At 64.3% G+C, this 18,581-nt stretch carries 14 protein-coding genes; 6 read left to right on the top strand and 8 right to left on the bottom strand.

Features of this window, described 5'->3' with window-relative positions; all coding sequences use genetic code 11:
• Window positions 1–700, top strand: a 700-nt coding sequence (locus tag CIK71_RS16660) for an integrase core domain-containing protein (RefSeq protein WP_096166805.1), incomplete at its 5' end; no start/stop codon positions are given.
• Window positions 701–1,638: 938 nt separating this feature from the next.
• Here the strand turns inward: CIK71_RS16660 and CIK71_RS16655 are convergent.
• The 5 genes from CIK71_RS16655 to CIK71_RS16635 form a co-directional block, all read right to left on the bottom strand.
• The gene (locus CIK71_RS16655) at window positions 1,639–3,459 is read right to left on the bottom strand and encodes an ATP-dependent nuclease (RefSeq protein WP_096166804.1); all 1,821 of its coding nucleotides are present in this window, start codon (window positions 3,457–3,459) and stop codon (window positions 1,639–1,641) included.
• Window positions 3,460–3,574: 115 nt separating this feature from the next.
• Window positions 3,575–6,508 (bottom strand): type I restriction endonuclease subunit R, encoded by a 2,934-nt coding sequence (locus CIK71_RS16650; RefSeq protein ID WP_096166803.1) that lies wholly within the window; start codon window positions 6,506–6,508, stop codon window positions 3,575–3,577.
• Between the two features lie 2 nt (window positions 6,509–6,510).
• Window positions 6,511–7,857: a restriction endonuclease subunit S gene (locus tag CIK71_RS16645; RefSeq protein WP_096166802.1), complete on the bottom strand. Its 1,347-nt coding sequence runs from the start codon at window positions 7,855–7,857 to the stop codon at window positions 6,511–6,513.
• Entirely contained in the window at window positions 7,857–9,827 is a 1,971-nt protein-coding gene (locus CIK71_RS16640) for a type I restriction-modification system subunit M (protein ID WP_096166801.1), read from the bottom strand. Before CIK71_RS16640 ends, CIK71_RS16645 begins: the two co-directional genes overlap by 1 nt.
• Window positions 9,828–10,025: 198 nt before the next feature.
• On the bottom strand, window positions 10,026–10,241 hold the full coding sequence (locus CIK71_RS16635; protein ID WP_096166800.1) for a helix-turn-helix domain-containing protein: 216 nt from the start codon (window positions 10,239–10,241) through the stop codon (window positions 10,026–10,028).
• Between the two features lie 121 nt (window positions 10,242–10,362).
• Between CIK71_RS16635 and CIK71_RS18105 the strand changes: the two genes are divergently transcribed.
• Entirely contained in the window at window positions 10,363–11,250 is an 888-nt protein-coding gene (locus CIK71_RS18105; RefSeq protein ID WP_245857737.1) for a transposase, read from the top strand.
• Window positions 11,251–11,550: 300 nt separating this feature from the next.
• Here the strand turns inward: CIK71_RS18105 and ychF are convergent, their stop codons facing one another.
• Together ychF and CIK71_RS16620 are read right to left on the bottom strand one after the other, a co-directional pair.
• Entirely contained in the window at window positions 11,551–12,636 is a 1,086-nt protein-coding gene (ychF, locus tag CIK71_RS16625; RefSeq protein ID WP_096166799.1) for a redox-regulated ATPase YchF, read from the bottom strand.
• A 132-nt stretch (window positions 12,637–12,768) separates the two neighbouring features.
• Complete coding sequence (locus CIK71_RS16620) at window positions 12,769–13,419, bottom strand: NAD(P)-dependent oxidoreductase (protein ID WP_096166798.1); 651 nt, start codon at window positions 13,417–13,419, stop codon at window positions 12,769–12,771.
• Window positions 13,420–13,693: 274 nt separating this feature from the next.
• Here CIK71_RS16620 and CIK71_RS16615 point away from each other — a divergent pair, with 274 nt between their 5' ends.
• Both CIK71_RS16615 and CIK71_RS16610 read left to right on the top strand, forming a co-directional pair.
• Window positions 13,694–14,056, top strand: a complete 363-nt coding sequence (locus CIK71_RS16615) for a winged helix-turn-helix transcriptional regulator (RefSeq protein WP_096166797.1) — start codon at window positions 13,694–13,696, stop codon at window positions 14,054–14,056.
• Window positions 14,057–14,334: 278 nt separating this feature from the next.
• Window positions 14,335–15,561 (top strand): DNA recombination protein RmuC, encoded by a 1,227-nt coding sequence (locus tag CIK71_RS16610; RefSeq protein WP_245857735.1) that lies wholly within the window; start codon window positions 14,335–14,337, stop codon window positions 15,559–15,561.
• 60 nt (window positions 15,562–15,621) lie between these two features.
• Here the strand turns inward: CIK71_RS16610 and CIK71_RS16605 are convergent, their stop codons facing one another.
• Window positions 15,622–16,446, bottom strand: coding sequence for a TetR/AcrR family transcriptional regulator (locus CIK71_RS16605; protein ID WP_096166795.1), 825 nt, complete (start codon window positions 16,444–16,446; stop codon window positions 15,622–15,624).
• Between the two features lie 164 nt (window positions 16,447–16,610).
• Between CIK71_RS16605 and CIK71_RS16600 the strand changes: the two genes are divergently transcribed.
• A complete protein-coding gene (locus tag CIK71_RS16600) occupies window positions 16,611–17,534 on the top strand; it encodes an ABC transporter ATP-binding protein (protein WP_096166794.1) in 924 nt (307 codons plus the stop codon).
• Between the two features lie 145 nt (window positions 17,535–17,679).
• Window positions 17,680–18,568, top strand: a protein-coding gene (locus tag CIK71_RS16595; protein WP_241963980.1) for an IS5 family transposase whose coding sequence is annotated in 2 segments (ribosomal slippage) — window positions 17,680–18,042 and window positions 18,044–18,568 — 888 coding nt in all. Because the reading frame shifts where the segments join, the coding sequence is not laid out codon by codon here.
• The last annotated feature ends 13 nt before the right edge of the window (window positions 18,569–18,581 follow it).

Genomic DNA, 18,581 nt, shown 5'->3' with positions numbered 1-18,581 from the left:
CTCCCGCGGTCACCACTACTGCGTCCGGACCATCGGGCGCTGGCTGGAACGGCTCGGGATCTCCCGCCGTCGTGACCTCGACCCGACCGGGGAGAACAACCGCGAGAGCGGGAAGATCATCGCGCGCTTCCCTGGTCACATGCTCCACCTGGACGTGAAGAAGGTCGGGCAGATCCCTGACGGTGGCGGCTGGCGGCTCCATGGCCGCGGCCAAGCGAAGGCGCGCACACGGCGGGTGGGCTACACCTACCTGCACTCCGCGATCGATGGCTACTCACGCCTGGCCTACACCGAGGCCCTGGGGAACGAGACCGCGGCAACCACCATTGCCTTCTTCTCCCGGGCCAGGGCCTTCTTCGCTGCTCACGGCATCACTCGCCTGGTCCGGGTGGTCACCGACAACGGCTCCAACTACCGCGCGAAGACGTTCGTCCGCACCGTGACCGCGCACGCGTCGCGGCATCAACGGACCCGGCCCTACACGCCCCGGCACAACGGGAAAGTCGAGCGCTACCAGCGGATCCTCGCCGAGGAATGCCTCTACGCCCACGCCTTCTACTCCGAGCACGAGCGACGCGAAGCGATCAGCGTCTGGGTCCACCATTACAACTATCATCGGCCGCACACCGCCTGCGCCGATCAGCCCCCGGCCACCCGCGTCCACGAACGTGTCGACAACGTCATGACCTCATACAGCTAAGGCTGCCCCATGGGGTGTCGGGAAGCTGGCGCATGGGCCTCTGACTTGGGGTTTTAGTCGGATCGCGCCGCTGTATCAGCTACCCATCGGGACCGATCGGCCGCTGCTGACTAGGGTAGCATCCGGGCAGATTGAGGGGTTGGCGTTAGGCGTCGTTGTACAGGTCGGATCATGCCGTGCTGCGCAGGATTTGCATCGATGCGGCGGTGCGTGCTGTTAGCCGGCCACGCTGACCAAGTACGGACATTCTCCGTCGTGGTTCCCCCAGTCGCACGCGTGGGGACCTTCATGGTGGTGCCAGCCGTAGTATCGACCAGCATCTTCGGACCAGTGCTCGCAGCGAATGACCCTCGGCGTCCGGTCGGTGTCATCAGTAGCCATGGGCTCATCCTTCCACTGTGAAAGTCCAGTTCCGCATTCTCTCATTCATGGCTAGATGTTGCGGGGCGGGAGGTTGATGTCGCAGCCACCCGAGCGCAGGCATATGCGAATCGCGTACATCTCTAGCCATGGAACCCGACCTTGAGGTTGAGGACGCGTCCTGACCCGAGAGCACTGGCTCCACGCGGATATCGACGATCTGTCGCAGCAGACACGGGCAGTGAGCAGGGGCGACGCGTGCTCGTTTGCGAGGCCATTCTCTGTGCGGCCCTGGCAACTGTAAACGCGAACGCGCAGGAGGTCGGGATCGACCAGAGCGGCGCAACCTCCAACAAGCGATGACCGATCTGGTTGAGCAATGCACAAGTCGTTCCATCGCCCACGTGGCCGTTACGATTGCCCTTTGCTCATGTCGAAATCAGTGAGTAACCGAAGTCGCAACATGGCCGAATATGCGTTCTGGCCTGCGGGTTCTCAGATATTGACCAGCTTCAGCCACATTCCGCCTCAGAGCAACCTGTGCGTTGTACAGGTCTACCAGGGGCCAGCGAGAAAAATCAGAGCGGAGCGCGCTTGTGCGCCTCTACGATCTCGTTCAGCCAGTTCGTCAACGGCTTGATGGCGCGGTGGCGACTCGATGCCGAGCCGAGGTGCTGCCTCAACAAGGCCGACGGAATATGTGGCTTCGCCTTGCCGGATTTTTTGCGGTCGGAGTTCCAGCCCTTCGCACCGAGGTGAGCCGCCATCGCCTTGCGGCCAGAGGCCCCCTTCGCGAACTCCTCCGCGGTCTCCTTGCTCACTTCGCCCGCCCCATCAGGACCGAGCATCTCCGCCAGGTTCTGCTGCCCGACGACGTCGAGGAGTAGGCCTTCGAGATCGGAGCTCAGCACGAAGGCGTCCCACGGCTGCAGCATCTTGTTCAGCTCCTCCTGGTGCTCAAGCGCACCTTTAAGAGTCGTCACTTGCTTGTCCGCGAGGTCGCGCAGCCCGTTGAAAAAGTGCGCGGGCGGCTTCGGATCCTTCACCTTCAGGATCTCGACCAGAGCACGCTTGTTGTCGCCGCTCTTATGGACGCCGTCCTTGTCGGTGAGTACGTAGGCGCGGACACCGAAGAGCTGCGCGAGCCGAAGCAGGTGCGAGATCGTCGTAATGCCGGAGGCCTCGATTACGGCGATGCCCAGTGCGTAGTGCCCGCCTGGACCACCAGTGATGCTCTCCAGCAAGTAGTCGATGACGAGCTTGTCGCCATGGCCCTCGACCAGGATCACCGAACTGGCGAACACGAGCTCGCTGTTGGTGGCGTCGCAGTAGCGCGTCAACCGCCCTTCCTCGTCGACGGCCAAGCGCGGATTCAGCGCCGAGTACGTCATACCCTCTGGGCTGAGCGGAAGTCGCGCGATCCTGGTGACTGAGAACGAGTCGACGAGCACCGGGCTGTGAGTGGTCACGAGCAGTTGCGCCTCAGCGGAGATTTCCTTCAGGATCTTAGCCATGGCTCGCTGCGTCTGCGGGTGGAGGAACGCCTCTGGCTCTTCGATGGCGAATATGACTTTGGTGCCCGCCTGTCTGCTTTTCGACGAGACGTAGCGGAGAATGCCTAGCACGAGAGCGGACTGGAATCCGGTGCCACGCTCGGCGATCGGGACCACGACGTCGTCGTGACTAGTGATCACTGCTCCTCTGAGCATTCCGCGCAGCGCGTGCCGGGGCTCGGGCAAGTCGACTCCCAGTACCGGATCCTGGAAGGGCAGTTCGGTCGCCACCGAGGTCACTGACTCGCCGAGTACCTCCCGGACGAGGTCTTCGACCGGCTTCATCGCCGTCGCGAAGTCCTTCTGGAGTTGCGTGGAGCGGGAGTTCCCCGAGCGGACGAGCACGCTTTCCAGGGTGTCGTGGAGCCGAGTCAACGACTGGTCTGCATCGCCCTCGTCAGCACTGCTCACCCTGATCGAGGGGATTTTCACGAAGTCGAACGACCGGAGTGTCGACTCGTAGATCTCGCGCGAGCGCGCATCGGAGCCTTTCGACGTGCGGTAGCTGATCTTGCCTTTCCTCGTGCACGTGATCTGGACCCAGAACGTCCCGTCCTGACCGAGTGTGTCTTCCAGCTCGTCGGCCTCCTCTCGTGTAAGGCCGCCGAAGTGGATCTCAATGCTCGAAAGCATCCTGGGGCCGCCGCCGACGTAGTAGTCGTTCAGCGGCTTCAGCTGATTGAAATCGTCCGCGGTCGGATCCGAGAAGAATGCCTCAAGCACTCGGATGAAGGACGACTTGCCAGCGTTGTTCGGTCCTGCAATGAGCTGAAGATCCGGATCTACTTCAAGCGACAGCGCCTCGAAGCCTAGTAGGCGCTTGATGTGGATCTGTTCGATGTGCATGACGTGAGCCTACGAGCTGGGACGCTGCCGGTGCGGCAGGCTGGCGTGCGTAAAGAGATGAGTCGTGGCCTCAGACTTTGTCAGGTCGGAGAATTGACTCTTAGTGCGTGGGCCCTCAAGCACTCTTGCGGTAGGTCGCGTTGAATACCGCGTTGGCAAGCCACTGCTTGAAGCTGCTGTTGTCCTGGAACTCCTTGAAGAGCTGAGTGTCGTCTGAGATGAGGCGCAGCATGACTTGGCTGAGGGCACGGTCGCTCTCGACTCGGGCATTCACAGGGTCGTCGTTGGCCTGCGCGTTCTTGTAGGCCTCGTCCTCGGACACCATCCGCGGGATCTCTTCGGTGATGAACCGCTGTACACGATCAGCATCGTTCCACTCGATGTTGCCGAAGTGATCGTTGAAGCTGCGCACAATCGCGGAGAGTCGCTCGAGCTCCGGGTCCGAGCGGTGCCCACCGCCGGCGGCTGGCACCGGATCGAGAGTGCCATCCTCATCGTCAAGGACGATCTTCATTGCGCTGAGCTTCTCGGCCCGATACGACTCCAGATCGATATTCTCCAGGATGCCGGCCGAGAGGTCCTCCTCCTTCGGCGCGGGCAGCTTGGGCACTAGGTGGTCGAGGAAGATCGAACGCTTCTCCCACTCGCTGCTCCCGTACGGAAGCACAGTCGAGAGGAAGTTGTACGTGCGAAGGAACGCCTTCGCACCGCCCTTGAACGCCACCTGATCGTCTTCGTCGGGCATCTCGATATACTCTGCGACACTCACATCGAGCAGCGGGTCGAGCTGGTCACGGCTCTCGCCAGCCAGGTAGCGACTCACGAACTCGTCGATCTGTTCGATCGTGTAGACCGCGAAGGTGTCGAGATCGTTGACCAGGTCATGAAGCTTGTTGGCGTCGGTCTCCTCGGCCAGCACGGTAGTGCGGTAGTACGGCTCAAACGCGCGCTGGATCTCATCAGCGTCGTTGGCGAAGTCGAGCACGAACGTATCGTGCTTGGCAGGATGGGCACGGTTGAGGCGCGACAGTGTCTGCACCGCCAGCACTCCGGAGAGTGCCTTGTCGACGTACATCGTGTGCAGCAGCGGTTCGTCGTATCCCGTCTGGAACTTATTGGCGACGACCAAGATCCGGTATGGATCGGTCTTCACCTGCTCAGCGATGGCGTTGGAGGGGAAGCCGTTCAGGCTGGCCTCGGTCACCTTCATGCCCTTGTATTCGTGCTCGCCGGAGAAGGCGACGACTGCTCGGTACGGGCTCTTGCGCGCAGCGAGTGCCTCACGGATCGCGTGGAAGTACTCGATGCATCGCGCGATCGACGAAGTCACCACCATGGCTCTGGCTTGCCCGGCGATCTTGCGCTTCGCCACCACCTGGGCGAGGAAGTGCTCGACCATGATGTCGGACTTCTGCGCGATGGCGTGCTCGTTGCCCTCGACGTACGCGCGGAGCTTCTTCGATGCGCGCTTCGCGTCGAACTCGGGGTCGTCCTCGACGGTCTTCATCAGCTTGTAGTAGCTGCCGACGGGGGTGTAGTTCGCGAGGACATCGACGATGAAGCCCTCCTGGATCGCCTGCTTCATCGTGTACGAGTGGAAGGGACGGAATCCCGTGCCGCCCTCGGCGTTCGGTACGGGCTCGCCGAACATCTCGAGCGTCTTGTTCTTCGGAGTCGCCGTGAACGCGAAGTAGCTCGCGTTCGGTAGCAGCTTCTTGCCCTCGATGATCCGGTTGATCTGGTCCTCAACGGTGTCGTCTTCGATGTCATCGACACCGGCGAGAGCTCGGGAGACCGCTGCAGACGTCTTTGACCCCTGCGACGAGTGCGCCTCGTCGATCACGATGGCGAACGTGCGGTCCCGATGGTCCGCTCCGATGTCATCCAGGATGTATGGGAACTTCTGCACTGTCGTGACGATGATCTTCTTGCCGGCTGAAATCGCGCGGCGCAGGTCCCCCGACCGATCCGCGTGTACGACAGTCGAGCCCACCTGGAGGAACGACTTGATGGTTTGTGTGAGCTGGTTGTCGAGGATGATGCGGTCGGTGACGACGATGATCGAGTCGAAAGCGATGCGACCGTCATGGGTCGTCTCAGTCAGCTGGTGGGTCAACCAGGCGATCGAGTTCGACTTGCCGCTGCCTGCAGAGTGCTGGATCAGGTACCGGCGGCCCGCGCCGTTCGCCTCGACATCGGCGAGCATCTTTCGGACGACGTCGAGCTGGTGGTAACGCGGGAAGATCGCCTTTGAGACCTTCTTGCCGGTCTTCTGGTTCTTCTCGACGACGATCTGTGCGTAGTTCTCGATGATCCCCGCGAGGCTGAGCGGAGCAAGCACCTGCCGCCAGAGGTAATCGGTCATCACTCCGTCGGGGTTCGGCGGGTTGCCGGCCCCGTCGTTGAAGCCCCGGTCGAAGGGGAGGAACCAGGAGGAAGTGCCCTTGAGCTGGGTGCAGAATCGGGCTCGCTGGTCGTCCAGGGCGAAGTGCGCGATGGTCCGGCCGAACGCGAACAGCGGCTCGCGGGGGTCCCGGTCGCGCTGATACTGCTGTACCGCGTCCTCGACCGTCTGGTTCGTGATGTTGTTCTTCAATTCGAACGTGAACACCGGCAGTCCGTTGACGAACGCGACGAGGTCGACAGCGTCGCCCGTGTTGCTGACACTGTGATGCACCTGCCGAGTGATCACGAACCGGTTCGCGTGGAAAAGTACGGCTGCTTTGGGGTTCGCCGCGTCGGGCGTCGGATAGTAGAGATCAACGTGCAGACCGAGGTGGTCGATGCCATTGCGCAGCATGTGCACGACGCCACGGCGCGTGATCTCGCCCTGGAGCCGCGCTAGGAACTTGTGACGCGTAGGCGTTTCCGACGTAAGCCCAAGCGGTTCAACGAGGTCGGGCTGGGTCGCCTCGATGAACTTCGTGAACTGGCCGAGGTCAAGCGCATAGGACGCGACGTAGCCGGCCGGCGCGCCCTCGGCCCATCCCCCGTCAACCATCTGGTCGACGATAAGTGCCTCCAAGCTCTCCTCGTTGAGACGTTGCATGCTCACTCCTCGTTTTCGCCCAGTTCATCCTCGAGGTCATCATCCAACAGCGCGTCCAGCTGGGTGTCCTGTTCCAGGGTGTCAGGCAACGATGCTGCGATCGCGCGGACATCGACCTGGCCTGTCACGACATCGGCAATCAGGCGAGTCCGGAACTCTTGAAGGAGTGTGATCTCACTACGAGCTCTCGTTGCAGCGACTCTCGTTGCTGCTCCTGCCGAGGCGATACGCGCCGACAAGCTCTCCTGGATGGCGAGACTCGGAACTGGTACCCGCACATTCATCAGTGCGTCCGTATCGAGCTTCTTCGTGCCATGTCCAGCTGTCTCAACGAGCTCAAGAACCTCCGCTTCGTGTACACGCAGCCAGTCCCGGAGGTACTCCGATTTGAGTTTTCCTTCTCGTGGCACCAGCGCCTTCATATCTTGGTTCAATGTCGAATCAACGCCGAGTGTTGCAACCGGGACAGTGCGTGCGAGAATCATTCCTCGCACGACTATTACAACCGCACCCTTGGGGACGAGCGAGATGCTCGTCTGCTCTAAAGCTGTCTGCGTAATGTGGTCAATCGAGTCCTGCAGAACACGGGATTTAACGTCCTTGGGGCTAACCCAGGGAACCTCTCCACCCCAGTATGCGTGGTTATCTTTGCTGGGGGTCATGCCGCCCCTCGTGGCAACGAGACGCTTCAGAGGGACAAATGGTGCGTCGCCATGATTGTCGGTAGAGAATAATTCTCTAGCCTGAGCGGCCACTTGTTCTTCGAGAAGGGCGATGAGGCGTGTCTTAGCGGCGATCGCCTTGCTGATTCGAGCGTTCGCGTGGGCGAGGTACTTCGCGATTGCCGCCTGCTCTTCGGGCGTAGGCACCGGAAGCTGATCGACGGCAAGTGCCGCGAAATCGATATTCTGCCCTTCTCTGATTCCAGTGATAGCTAGAGTCAGCGAGTCCACGAATGGAACAGATTTGAAGAGGTAAGTGAGGTATTCCCGATAGTCGTCGGATTTTGCCTTCAGAACCGTGTAGGCGGGTGAGATGATTCCGCGATGGTGACACCGCTCAATTCCGCCTTGGAAAGACCGCAAGCTGATCACAAAATCTCCCACCTCAACAAGCTTGAGGAGGTGTAGATCCTTGGTTGCAGTCACCGTGCGCGTACCGTAATCAGACTTGAGAATTACGCCATGGCTCTGAGTTGCAGCGAGGAGTGGCTCTTGCGGATATCCCTTCTGGGAGCGTTCCACAAGGAGGGTCTTGGTCCGCTGCGTGCACCAATGTGACGGTAGGTCACCAAGCCATGGGCTTTTGGTCGGCTCATACTGCTCGTAGCGTGGCAAGTTGCGAAACATCAGTCATCACCTGCGATCTCGGCGATCAAATCCTCAGTCTCTGCCTCCAGCGCGCGAATGTCGGCCTGAATCTCGGCCAGCGTGCGCATTGGTGCGGGCTTGTAGAAGTGACGGGTGAAAGAGATCTCGTAGCCGATCTTCGTCTTCGAGTCGTCGATCCAGGCATCGGGTGCGTATGGCTCGACCTCGCGTCGGAAGAACGCTTCGATGCCGTCGGCATAGTCACCGGCGGGCTCGGTGAGCGGTACCTGTTCGGTGTCGCGCAGCTCGGTGTCGGGCTCGTACTCGACGACGCGGGCACGGCCGTCGATGACAGCTTCGTATTTCCCGTGCAGCGGATCCGGCGTTGCCGCGTACGGCAGGGCCTTGCGGATGAGAGGCGGCGCGCTCTCGTCGCGCACGCCATCCTCCTTCAGCTGCTTGATCTCTTTCGCCGTGTAGACACGGTGCGGGTCGACACCGGCGATGCGCAACGGCCGCTCGACGGTGATCTTGTGGTACCCGAAGTCCACACCGTCGAACACCTTCGAGTGATCGGTGTCTTCGTACTCGTCGAATGCCTTGAACGCCTCGAGAACCTTGTCGGCGTCGGCCGAACTGACCTCGACGCCCTTCTCGCCCAGGTTCTTGCGCAGCGGCGTGAACCAGGTCGTGGCGTCGATGAGCTGGACCTTGCCCTTGCGGCGATCTTCCTTGCGGTTGGAGAGCACCCACACGTACGTGGCGATTCCGGTGTTGTAAAACATCTTCAGCGGCAGTGCGACGATCGCTTCGAGCCAGTCGTTCTCGATGATCCATCGTCTGATGTTGCTCTCGCCCTGGCCAGCGTCACCGGTGAACAGTGAAGAGCCGTTGTGCACCGATGCGACCCGGGAGCCGAGCTCGGTGCCCTGCTTCATCTTCGAGATCAGGTTCGCGAGGAACATCAGCTGGCCGTCGCTGCTACGCGTCACCAGCGAGAACTCGCTGTCATTGTCGTGGTTGACGACGAACCGTGGGTCGATGATCTTCTTCGCGCCGCCGAGGCGATCCTGGTCGGTCTTCCAGCTCTTGCCATACGGCGGGTTGGAGAGCATGAAGTCGAACTCCTGGCCCGCGAACGCATCGTTGGACAGCGTCGAGTACTCTGGACCGCCGACGACGTTGTCTGCCGCCTTGCCGTCGCCTTTGAGGATCAGGTCGGCCTTTGCGATCGCGTACGTCTCGGCGTTGATCTCCTGCCCGTAGAGGTGCGTGGAGACCTTCTTGCCGGACACCTCCGTGAGATGTTTCAGGGTCTCTTCGGCGACGGTCAGCATGCCACCGGTGCCCATCGCACCGTCGTAGAGCCGGTAGGTACCCGACGGGATCGTTTCAGCAATCGGTTCAAACATTAGCCGGGTCATGAGTCGGACAGCATCGCGAGGTGTCCAGTGCTCGCCGGCCTCTTCGTTGTTCTCCTCATTGAAGCGACGCACCAGCTCTTCGAAGACTGTGCCCATCCCGTGGTTGTCCATCCCCGATGGGGAGAGATCGAGGTCTGGAGCGAGGAACTTCTCGATCAACGCACCGAGCGCGTCAGCCTTCGTAAGCCGAGGAAGTTGGTTACGGAACTCGAAGTTGTCGATGATCTCCTGCACGTTGGGCGAGAAGCCATCGAGGTACGCCTCGAAGTTCTGCCGCAGCCGTGTGGAGTTCGAGATGTGCCGCAGGTCCTGCAGCGAGAAACCAGACGTGTTATAGAAGTCCTGTTTGGCCGCATCACGCAGCGGTGCATCCTGGTCAGCGACGCCCGCCTCGTCCAGCATCTTCTTCATCGCCATCACTGCATCGCGCGTCGGGCCAAGGACGCTGTCCAAGCGACGCAGGACCGTGAAGGGCAGGATCACGTCCCGATACTTGCCTCGAACGTAGAGGTCGCGGAGGACATCGTCAGCGATATTCCAGATAAGCGCCGCGATTCGCGCGTGGTTGATGGAGCTGTGTGGCACGGGGATCCTTCACTTGTGACTAGACAACCTGCCAAGCGGCGGGACGACGAGACTGGTACTAGTGATGCCGCCCAACCAACACTGAAGGTAGACGGCACCACTGACATTCTCTCAGTTCGCCCGAAGTCGTGTGTCCTCAGGCATGCATCCATGATGCCCACACGGTTCGCCACGCAAGAGTGACTCAAGCGCCGAACGTCACTGACGGACGACTAGTGCCTGCGCCTCAACACCAAGTTGCTCCGCCAGAGCATCGACGGAGTCCAGAGTGAGGTTGCGCTCCCCACGCTCGATGCCCGCGAGGTACCGAGTCGACACTCCGAGATCTTCAGCAAGGCCCTCCTGCGACAGTCGGCGCGCAAGGCGCAGATCGCGCACCTGAGCTCCGAGCACCTTCTTCAGCGGTTCTGTCACACATCAAGCGTCACGTCTGGTAGTTATGACTTCCAGGAAGTTATCGCTTCCAGTTGCGGTCGAGGCAGGGTCGCGCCGGACTCGCACTTCGCCGCATCAGACCTGGAAGGAGAGCGTGGCGATGCCCAATTCACAAGAGTTCCCTGAGGGCCGCGCGGCAGCCCTCCCCCGCGTCCTGCGTACACCGCGTAGCCACGCGTTACTCTCGGAATCGTGGGCCCAAGCAGACGAGGCGAAGCGGATGGATCGGGCCGGCGACGACCTCCAGCTTACGTACGAAGCCTATGCAGCGGGCGAGCCGTGCCGCGCGTGTGGGCGCGCCCTTCTCGGCGAGCCGGCCCTGGGTACGGACGAAGAAAGCCTTGCACTGATCGACGCCGACAATGCCGAGTTCCGAGCCGAGCACACGGCATGCAACATGGGTGTCTGGCGTCTCGAGAACAACAGGGTGGAGCACTGCCATCTGTGCTGCCCGTTCCCGCCACTTTCGCCGGCACGGCGCGATGCGCTCCGACAGCTCCTATACCCACCCTCATTGCACATCGACCACAGCGCCACCTGGCGCGTAGAACTGACCTGCCAGCACGTCGAGACTTTGGCCGGGCACTCCCCCCGCTACGTTGAACCAACCGTCCAATGCACCGAATGTGCTGCCATCCGCGGCGTCGTCAAAGCCGTGCGAATCGATGACCACGCGAAGGATGGTGACGACGTCAGCGTCACCGAGGGCCTCCAGCCCGACTATCAACGACTCACAGATGAGCAATGGAGCTGGATCAAGCACATCGTTCACACAGAAGATCGCCCTCGCCGCGGACGGCCACGCACTGACATACGTACGATCGTCGACGCCGCTCTCTACAAGACCCGCACCGGCATCACGTGGCGCGAGCTCCCAGCAGAGTTCGGGTCATGGCAGACCGCCTTGCGCCGACACCGCCAACTGATCGCGAGCTCCCAGTGGGACGAGATCACTCGCACTCTGGCGGAACGAGACCTGCTCCAGTGAACCGCTGCGTCGTCGAGGCGACCGACTATTGAGTCAGGCTGCTTATTGAGTCAGCGCACCTGCCGAGAAATCGCGCGTCTAACGACTCGAACCCTCCGGAGCATTGGCCAGCCGAGGCTGCATCCCAGAGGCGCTCCCGCACCGCAGAGAGCAGAATCGGCCCCTGCGGAAGCTCCGCAGGGGCCGATCAAAGTCCCAGGTCAGCGGACCAAACGCTTAGCAACTGATGGTAGATCGGAACTCGTCCGCCGAGCCAAATCGGAAGCTGCGAAGGTAAAACCCCTGGTCAGACGCGCTTTTTTAGACATTGAACCTGAATTCAACCACGTCGCCGTCCTTCATGACGTAGTCCTTGCCCTCGATGCGCACCCAGCCCTTGGCCTTGGCCTCGGCCATCGAACCGGCCTCCATGAGCTGATCGAAGGAGACGATCTCGGCCTTGATGAAGCCGCGTTCGAAGTCGGTGTGGATCACGCCGGCGGCCTGCGGTGCGGTGGCACCCTTGGGGATCGTCCAGGCGCGGGATTCCTTGGGGCCAGCGGTCAGGTAGGACTGCAGGCCCAGGGTCTCGTAGCCGACGCGCGCCAGCTGGTCCAGGCCGGACTCCTCCTGGCCGGTGCTCTCGAGCATCTCGGCGGCCTCTTCGGCGTCGAGCTCGATGAGCTCGGATTCGAACTTGGCATCCAGGAAGATCGCCTCGGCCGGGGCGACGAGGTTCCGCAGCGCCTGCTGCGAGGCGGTGTCGGCGAGTCCCTCCTCATCGGTGTTGAACACGTAGATGAAGGGCTTGGCGGTCATGAGCTGGAGCTCGCGCACCGCGTCCAGGTCGATGCCGGCCGCTTCGCCGCCCTGGTAGAGGGTCTTGCCCGTCTCCAGGAGCGCCTTGGCCTTGATGACGTTCTCGAGCACAGCGGAATCGACCAGGCCGCGCTTGGTGTCCTTCTCCAGGCGCTGCATCGAGTTCTCGATGGTCTGGAGGTCGGCGAGGATGAGTTCGGTGGTGATGACCTCCATGTCGCCGGAGGGGTCGGTGGAGCCGTCCACCCGGGTCACGTCGGGGTCGGCGAAGGCGCGGGTGACCTGGCAGATCGCGTCGGCCTCGCGGATGTTGGCGAGGAACTTGTTGCCGAGCCCCTCCCCCTCGCTGGCGCCCTTGACGATGCCCGCGATGTCCACGAAGGAGACCGTCGCGGGCAGCAGCTTCTGGCTGCCGAAGACCTCGGCGAGCTGCGCGAGGCGCGGGTCGGGCAGCGGGACCATCCCGACGTTGGGGTCGATCGTCGCGAACGGGTAGTTCGCAGCGAGCACCTCAGCGCGCGTCAGAGCATTGAAGAGGGTGGATTTGCCGACATTGGGCAGACCGACGATTCCGATAGTAAGAGCCACAGCAGGAGATTCTACGGGCCTGCCGTGGATCCCGGGCTCCGGTGCGGTGAGCCGCTGGTCTCACGTGCAGGCTCGACCGCGCGCCCGCGGCTGACCCGCGGCTGAAGGGCGGCCGAGCCTGCGCGGAGCATGTCAGTAGGCGACGGCGAAGCGCTCGCGGGAGTGGGCAGGCTTCTCGACCTCGTCGAGCACGGCGAGCGCGAGATCGGCGCCCGAGAGCTCGGACTTCCCGGACTCGTCGGCCAGCAGCAGGTCGCCGCCCGTTCGATAGGTTCCCGTCGCCTCGCCCGGGTTGAGGGCGTTGAACCCGGCAGCCGGGCTGATGTAGAACCAGTCGAGCCCGTCGGCCCGCGCCTGAAGATCGTCGAGCACCGCCTCGAGCTCACGGGCTTCGTCGACGAAGGCGTCGGGGAAGTCGGGGGCGTCCACGAGCTTCGGCCCGCCCTCGGCCATCCTCAGCGAACCGGCACCGCCGATCACGCCGAGACGGGTGTCGTTCTCCGCAGCGTGCCGCGCGAGAGTCGCATAGGCAGTGCGCAGAACGCCGGGAACGGCAAGGTCTCCGCGCGGTGAGGCCGCCGCGATCACGGCGTCCGCATCGGCGGCGATCTCACGCAGCAGCGCCTCGTCCCGCACGTCGCCCGCCCGATGAACAACACCGTCGGGCAGGGCGTCCGAGGCGGTGCGACTGACGGAGACAACCTCATGGCCGCGCTGGATGGCCTCCCTGACGATGTGGGCTCCGGCGTATCCGGTGCCGCCGAGAACGGTGATGCGAGCCATGAGCTCTCCTTCCGGGCGCTCCTTCGAGCGCCACGATCGATGCGGGACGGGGTTGCCCCTTGCCCGCAGCCTGCGCTGTGGACCTCGTTGCTCACTGTAGGTAACCTAGTCTCCAACGGGAAGTAGGCACTTTGCGGTAACCGTCCCGGGGCGACTGTCGTCCGCCTCCCGAGACGCCCGCACACGGCCCGGCCTGCCCTGCCCTGCCCCGAGCAGGGCAGACCCGCCCAGACCCGACCCGACCCGACCCGACCCGACCCGAGGAGCATCTGTCATGACCACGCTCAGCTTCGACCCGTATGTGCGCGACTGTCCCTCGCGTCGGCTCCTGGACCGCATCGGTGACCGCTGGACGGTCCTGGTGATCGGCATGCTGGAGGACGGCCCGCAGCGCTTCTCCCAGATCGCCCGTCGCGTCGACGGGATCTCGCAGAAGATGCTCACCCAGACCCTGCGCTCGCTCGAGGCCGACGGGCTGGTCCTGCGCACGGCGTATCCGGAGATCCCGCCGCATGTCGAATACGAGCTCACCGAGCTGGGCCGTTCGCTGCTGGGACCGTTGCATGTTCTCGTGGCCTGGGCGAAAGAGCACATGGGTGAGGTGCAGTCGTCCCGCGACCGGTCGTCGGTGGCGTGAGCCGGCCCCGTGATCGCCGCGCGACGTCGTGACCGGATGCCCCTGGCCGTGATCGGAGGTCCGCACTCCGTCGACCACCCCGCAGTCGTGTCAGCAGCCTCAAGGCCGGGTACTTGCCGAGCGCTGTGAGCACTGTGAGCACTGTGAGGGCAGCAGTGGGAGGGCGTCGACCATCACGTCTGTGTCCTCATCCGCGCGCCGGCACGCTCCGGGCGCAGGAGCGGGCGAACCAGGCGTGCCTCCGCTCGCCTGTCACACCCCCGTGGTGAGCTGATCCCATGAGCGGTGTACAGATGCTTCTGCTGGGACTGATGCTGGGCGTGGCCCTCGGAGCCGCGGCGACCTGGCTGGTCGTGCGCGAGCGCGCGCAGCATCTGGAGCAGCGCCGACGAACGGACTCCGACACCGCAGGCAGCCTGCTGCGCCTGGCGGACGAGCGCCACGAGCGCGACGTCGCCCGCCGGGACGCCGCGGAGGAGGAGCGCGAGGCCGAGCTGCAGCGCACCCTGGCCCCGATCACCGCGACCCTCTCCCACCTGGAGCGCTCGCTGGCGCGCTCCGAGGCTGCCCGGATGGAGGCCGAGGGAGCGCTGCGTTCCCACCTGGCCCAGCTGGCGCAGCGCGCGCAGTCCCTCGAGACGGGCACCAGTGCGCTCACTGCGGCGCTGCGGGCTCCGACGGCGCGAGGGCGCTGGGGCGAAGTGCAGCTGCGTCGGATCGTCGAGGCCGCCGGGATGCTCGAGCACGTGGACTTCACCGAGCAGCTGTCCGGCACGCGGGCCGACGGCAATGCCGGGCAGCGCCCCGACCTGGTCGTCCATCTCTCCGGGGACCGTCACGTGGTGATCGATGCGAAGGCCCCGATGGACGCCTACCTCGACGCCACCGAGGAGACCGATCCGGTGCGCGCCGCCTCACGGCGCAAGGCTCACGCGAAGGCGCTGCGGCACCACGTCGGCGTCATCTCGTCCAAGGCGTACTGGAAGGCGCTCGGGGACACCCCGGAGTTCACGGTGCTGTTCGTGCCGAGTGACGGCGTGCTCGCCGCTGCCCTCGAGACGGATCCGAAGCTGCTGGACGACGCCTTCGGCAAGGACGTCGTCGTCGCCTCCCCTGCCACCCTGATGGCGCTGCTGCGCACGGTCGCCCACACCTGGCGCACCGACGCCCTGAACCGCGATGCCCGGGAGGTGCTCGATACCGGCCGAGAGCTGCACCATCGCCTCGGCACCTTCACTTCGCACCTGGGCAAGGTGGGTCGTTCGCTGGATTCGTCAGTCGCGGCGTTCAACGACGCCGTCGGCTCGCTGCAGACCCGGGTCATGGTCACCGCGCGCCGCTTCGAGGATGTCGGGCTGACCGGCACGGCGGTGGACGAGGTCGACCAGCTCACGCGCCGTGCGCGCACTCTGGACGAAGCGGAGATCCAGGAGCTCGCGGCCTCTGGCGCGACCGGAGGCAACAGCGCCACCGACGACTGCGGGCAGCAGCGCTCAGCCGGCTGAGCGCCCCATGGTCCGACCTGGTCACGGCAACGGACCGACTCGCCACGCCGGACCGACCCCTTACACAGGACCGGTCCCCTCGACGTCCTGATCGGGCACCTGCTCCGTTTCCCTTGCGGCCGAGCGCTGCAGCGCCTCGAGCCCTGCGATGAGCAGCGACAGGCCCAGCCCGAACTCGCCGTCCACCTCCAGCGTCCCGCCGTCGATCACCGGTGCGAACCCCGCACCGCCGTCGGCACCCACCCGGGAGTTCGCGGCGAAGAGATCGGCGATGTGAGGGAAGCGCTCGGGCGTGATCACCTCGGCGAGCAGCCCGGTCCCCTCGGGAGTGGTCGAGACCAGCCCCTCTTCAGCCAGAGACCCTTCGAGCTCGACCATCGAGGCGGCCAGCTGGGAGATCACCAGGATCACGCCCACCTTGGACTCCTGGTCGATGTCGAGATCCGCGAGCGCGGCCATGCCCAGGTCCGCAGCCCAGACGGAGTTCGGCATCAGCACCGACGCCTGCCCGCGAGGGATCTCGAGTGCCCAGGGATGCGAGCGGTACGCCGCGCGGATCAGCTCGGCCCACGCCGGCAGCGCTGCCCTCCAGCCCGTGGGCAGCGTCGACCTCTCCGGCAGCGCGAACGCGGCATCCTGCATGAGCAGCAGGAGCTCTTCCTTGCTGGACACGTAGCGGTACAGCGACATCGTGGTGAATCCCAGAGCCTTGGCGACTCCCTGCATGGTCACCGCCGTCAGCCCCTCGGCGTCCGCGAGGTCGATAGCTGCGCCGACGATCCGCTCATGGCTCAGTCCACGGCTGGGGCCGCGCTGCGGCGTCTTCTCCATGCCCCACGCGATCATCACTGCACGCGGCAGTCCCGTCTCAGTGCTCTCGGCCATGCGCACAGTGTTCCACCTCGCCGACCCTCCGCTCACTGCCGATCAGAGAACAGCATGCAACACCGATCAGAGAACAGTATACAACGCACACTGTGTATGCGACACTCAATCATGCGCTCTCAGCGTATGCCGCACACAGTTCGCCGATCCTGCGAGGAAGTCCGATGCCACCGACCTCACCGCCCCTGCTGCGGGCCCACGGCCTGACCAAGTCCTACGGCGACCGTGCCGTGCTGCAGGACGTAGACCTCACACTCCCCCACGGCATCCACGCCCTGCTGGGCCCCAACGGTGCCGGCAAGACGACCCTGGTCAAGATTCTCTCCACCCTCATCCCGCGCGATGGCGGCGAGCTTCGCGTGCTCGGCCTCGACCCCGCGCGGGACCGCCGTGCCCTGCAGAGCCGGATCTCGCTGACCGGGCAGTTCGCCGCTCTCGATGGAGCGCTGAGCGCACTCGAGAATCTCGAGATGCTGGGCAGGCTGTTCGGCCTCGACGCGGCGAACGCACACAACCGAAGTCTCGAGCTGCTCGAGCGCTTCGACCTCGCCGCCTCACGGACCACGCGCACCTCGGCGCTCTCCGGCGGCATGCGCCGCAAGCTGGACATCGCCGCGGGGCTGATCTCCCGCCCCCGCCTGGTCTTCCTCGACGAGCCGACCACTGGGCTCGACGCCCGCAGCCGGCTCGTGCTGTGGGAGGAGCTGCGCGCGCTCGCGTCCGAGGGCACCTCGATCCTGCTCACCACGCAGTACCTCGAGGAGGCCGACGCCCTCGCCGAGCAGATCCGGGTCCTGCACGACGGCCGCATCGTCGCCGGAGGCACCGCCGAGGAGCTGAAGCGCCTCGTGGGCGGCGCGGTTCTGCGAGTCATCGGGGAGAAGGAGGAGGTGCTCGAGGAAATCACGACGACGGGCACCGCCGAGGATCTCGCCACCCACCTTGCCGACGTGGCATCACGACTGCCCCGCGCCGCCGTCGCCCTCCACCGCCCCACGCTGGACGACGTGTTCCTGCAGCTCACCGGGCAGAGCGCCGACAACACCGGAATCACCCCGCCTCGCGATACCGCGCTGGAACCCGCCTGACCACCGGAGGATACTCATGACCCCTCTCACCACCACCGCTGTTGCACCTGCGGCCACGCCGCCTGCGTCGGGCTCGGCCGGCTTCCTGACAGGTCTAGGGCGTGTCTCCTAAGTTTGTGGGAGTTCGGGGTGTGATGGTGGGTGGATGAGCCGACGAAGCGTGTTGTCCGACGCCCAGTGGGAGACGATCCAGCCTTTGCTCCCCGCTCAGCGCCCCTGGTCGGGAAGGCCGAGGAGGGATCATCGGCAGGTGGTCGAGGGAATCATCTACCGCTACCGGTGCGGGATTGCCTGGCGGGACCTCCCGGCCGACTTCGGGCCCTGGCAGACGGTGTGGAAGCGCCACCGCGCCTGGGCCGCCGACGGCACCTGGGACCAGGTCCTCGACGCGCTCCTGGTCCGTGCCGACGCGGATGGTGAGCTGGACTGGTCGGTCGCGGTCGACTCCACGATCTGCCGCGCTCACCAGCACGGCACGAACCTCGAGCGCACCACGGGGGGCGCTGTGGAACCACAAGAATCTCCGCGTCGAGCCGGCTGATCACGCGCTGGGTCGTTCCCGTGGCGGGCTCTCGACGAAGATTCATCAGCTCGTCGACGGCCACGGCCTGCCGCTGGTGATCCTGTGCGGGCCCGGGCAGGGCGGGGACTCACCGATGCTCGCCCCACTGCTCGATGCCCTCTCCGTCGCCCGCAAGGGACCCGGGCGGCCACGCACGAGACCGAACATGCTGCGCGGCGACAAGGCCTACTCCTCCCGCGCTACCCGCCAGACACTTCGGCGTCGAGGCATCAAGGCAGTCATTCCCGAACCTCGCGACCAGCAGCAACACCGCCGCAACCGCGGGTCACGCGGCGGTCGCCCTGTCGGACTGGACGCCGAGGCCTACCGCGGCCGCAACGTCATCGAGCGTGGCTACAGCGACGTGAAGCAATGGCGCGGCCTGGCCACGCGCTACGACAAACTCGGCCTGACCTACCGCGCCGGAGCCGTCCTCCGCGCGATCATCCAGTGGCTCAACCACCTATTTTAGAGACATGCCCTAG

It is taken from the genome of Brachybacterium alimentarium, assembly GCF_002332425.1.
In the GTDB taxonomy this organism is placed as follows: Bacteria; Actinomycetota; Actinomycetes; order Actinomycetales; family Dermabacteraceae; genus Brachybacterium; species Brachybacterium alimentarium.
This window is presented reverse-complemented; position numbering and strand designations above follow the sequence as displayed.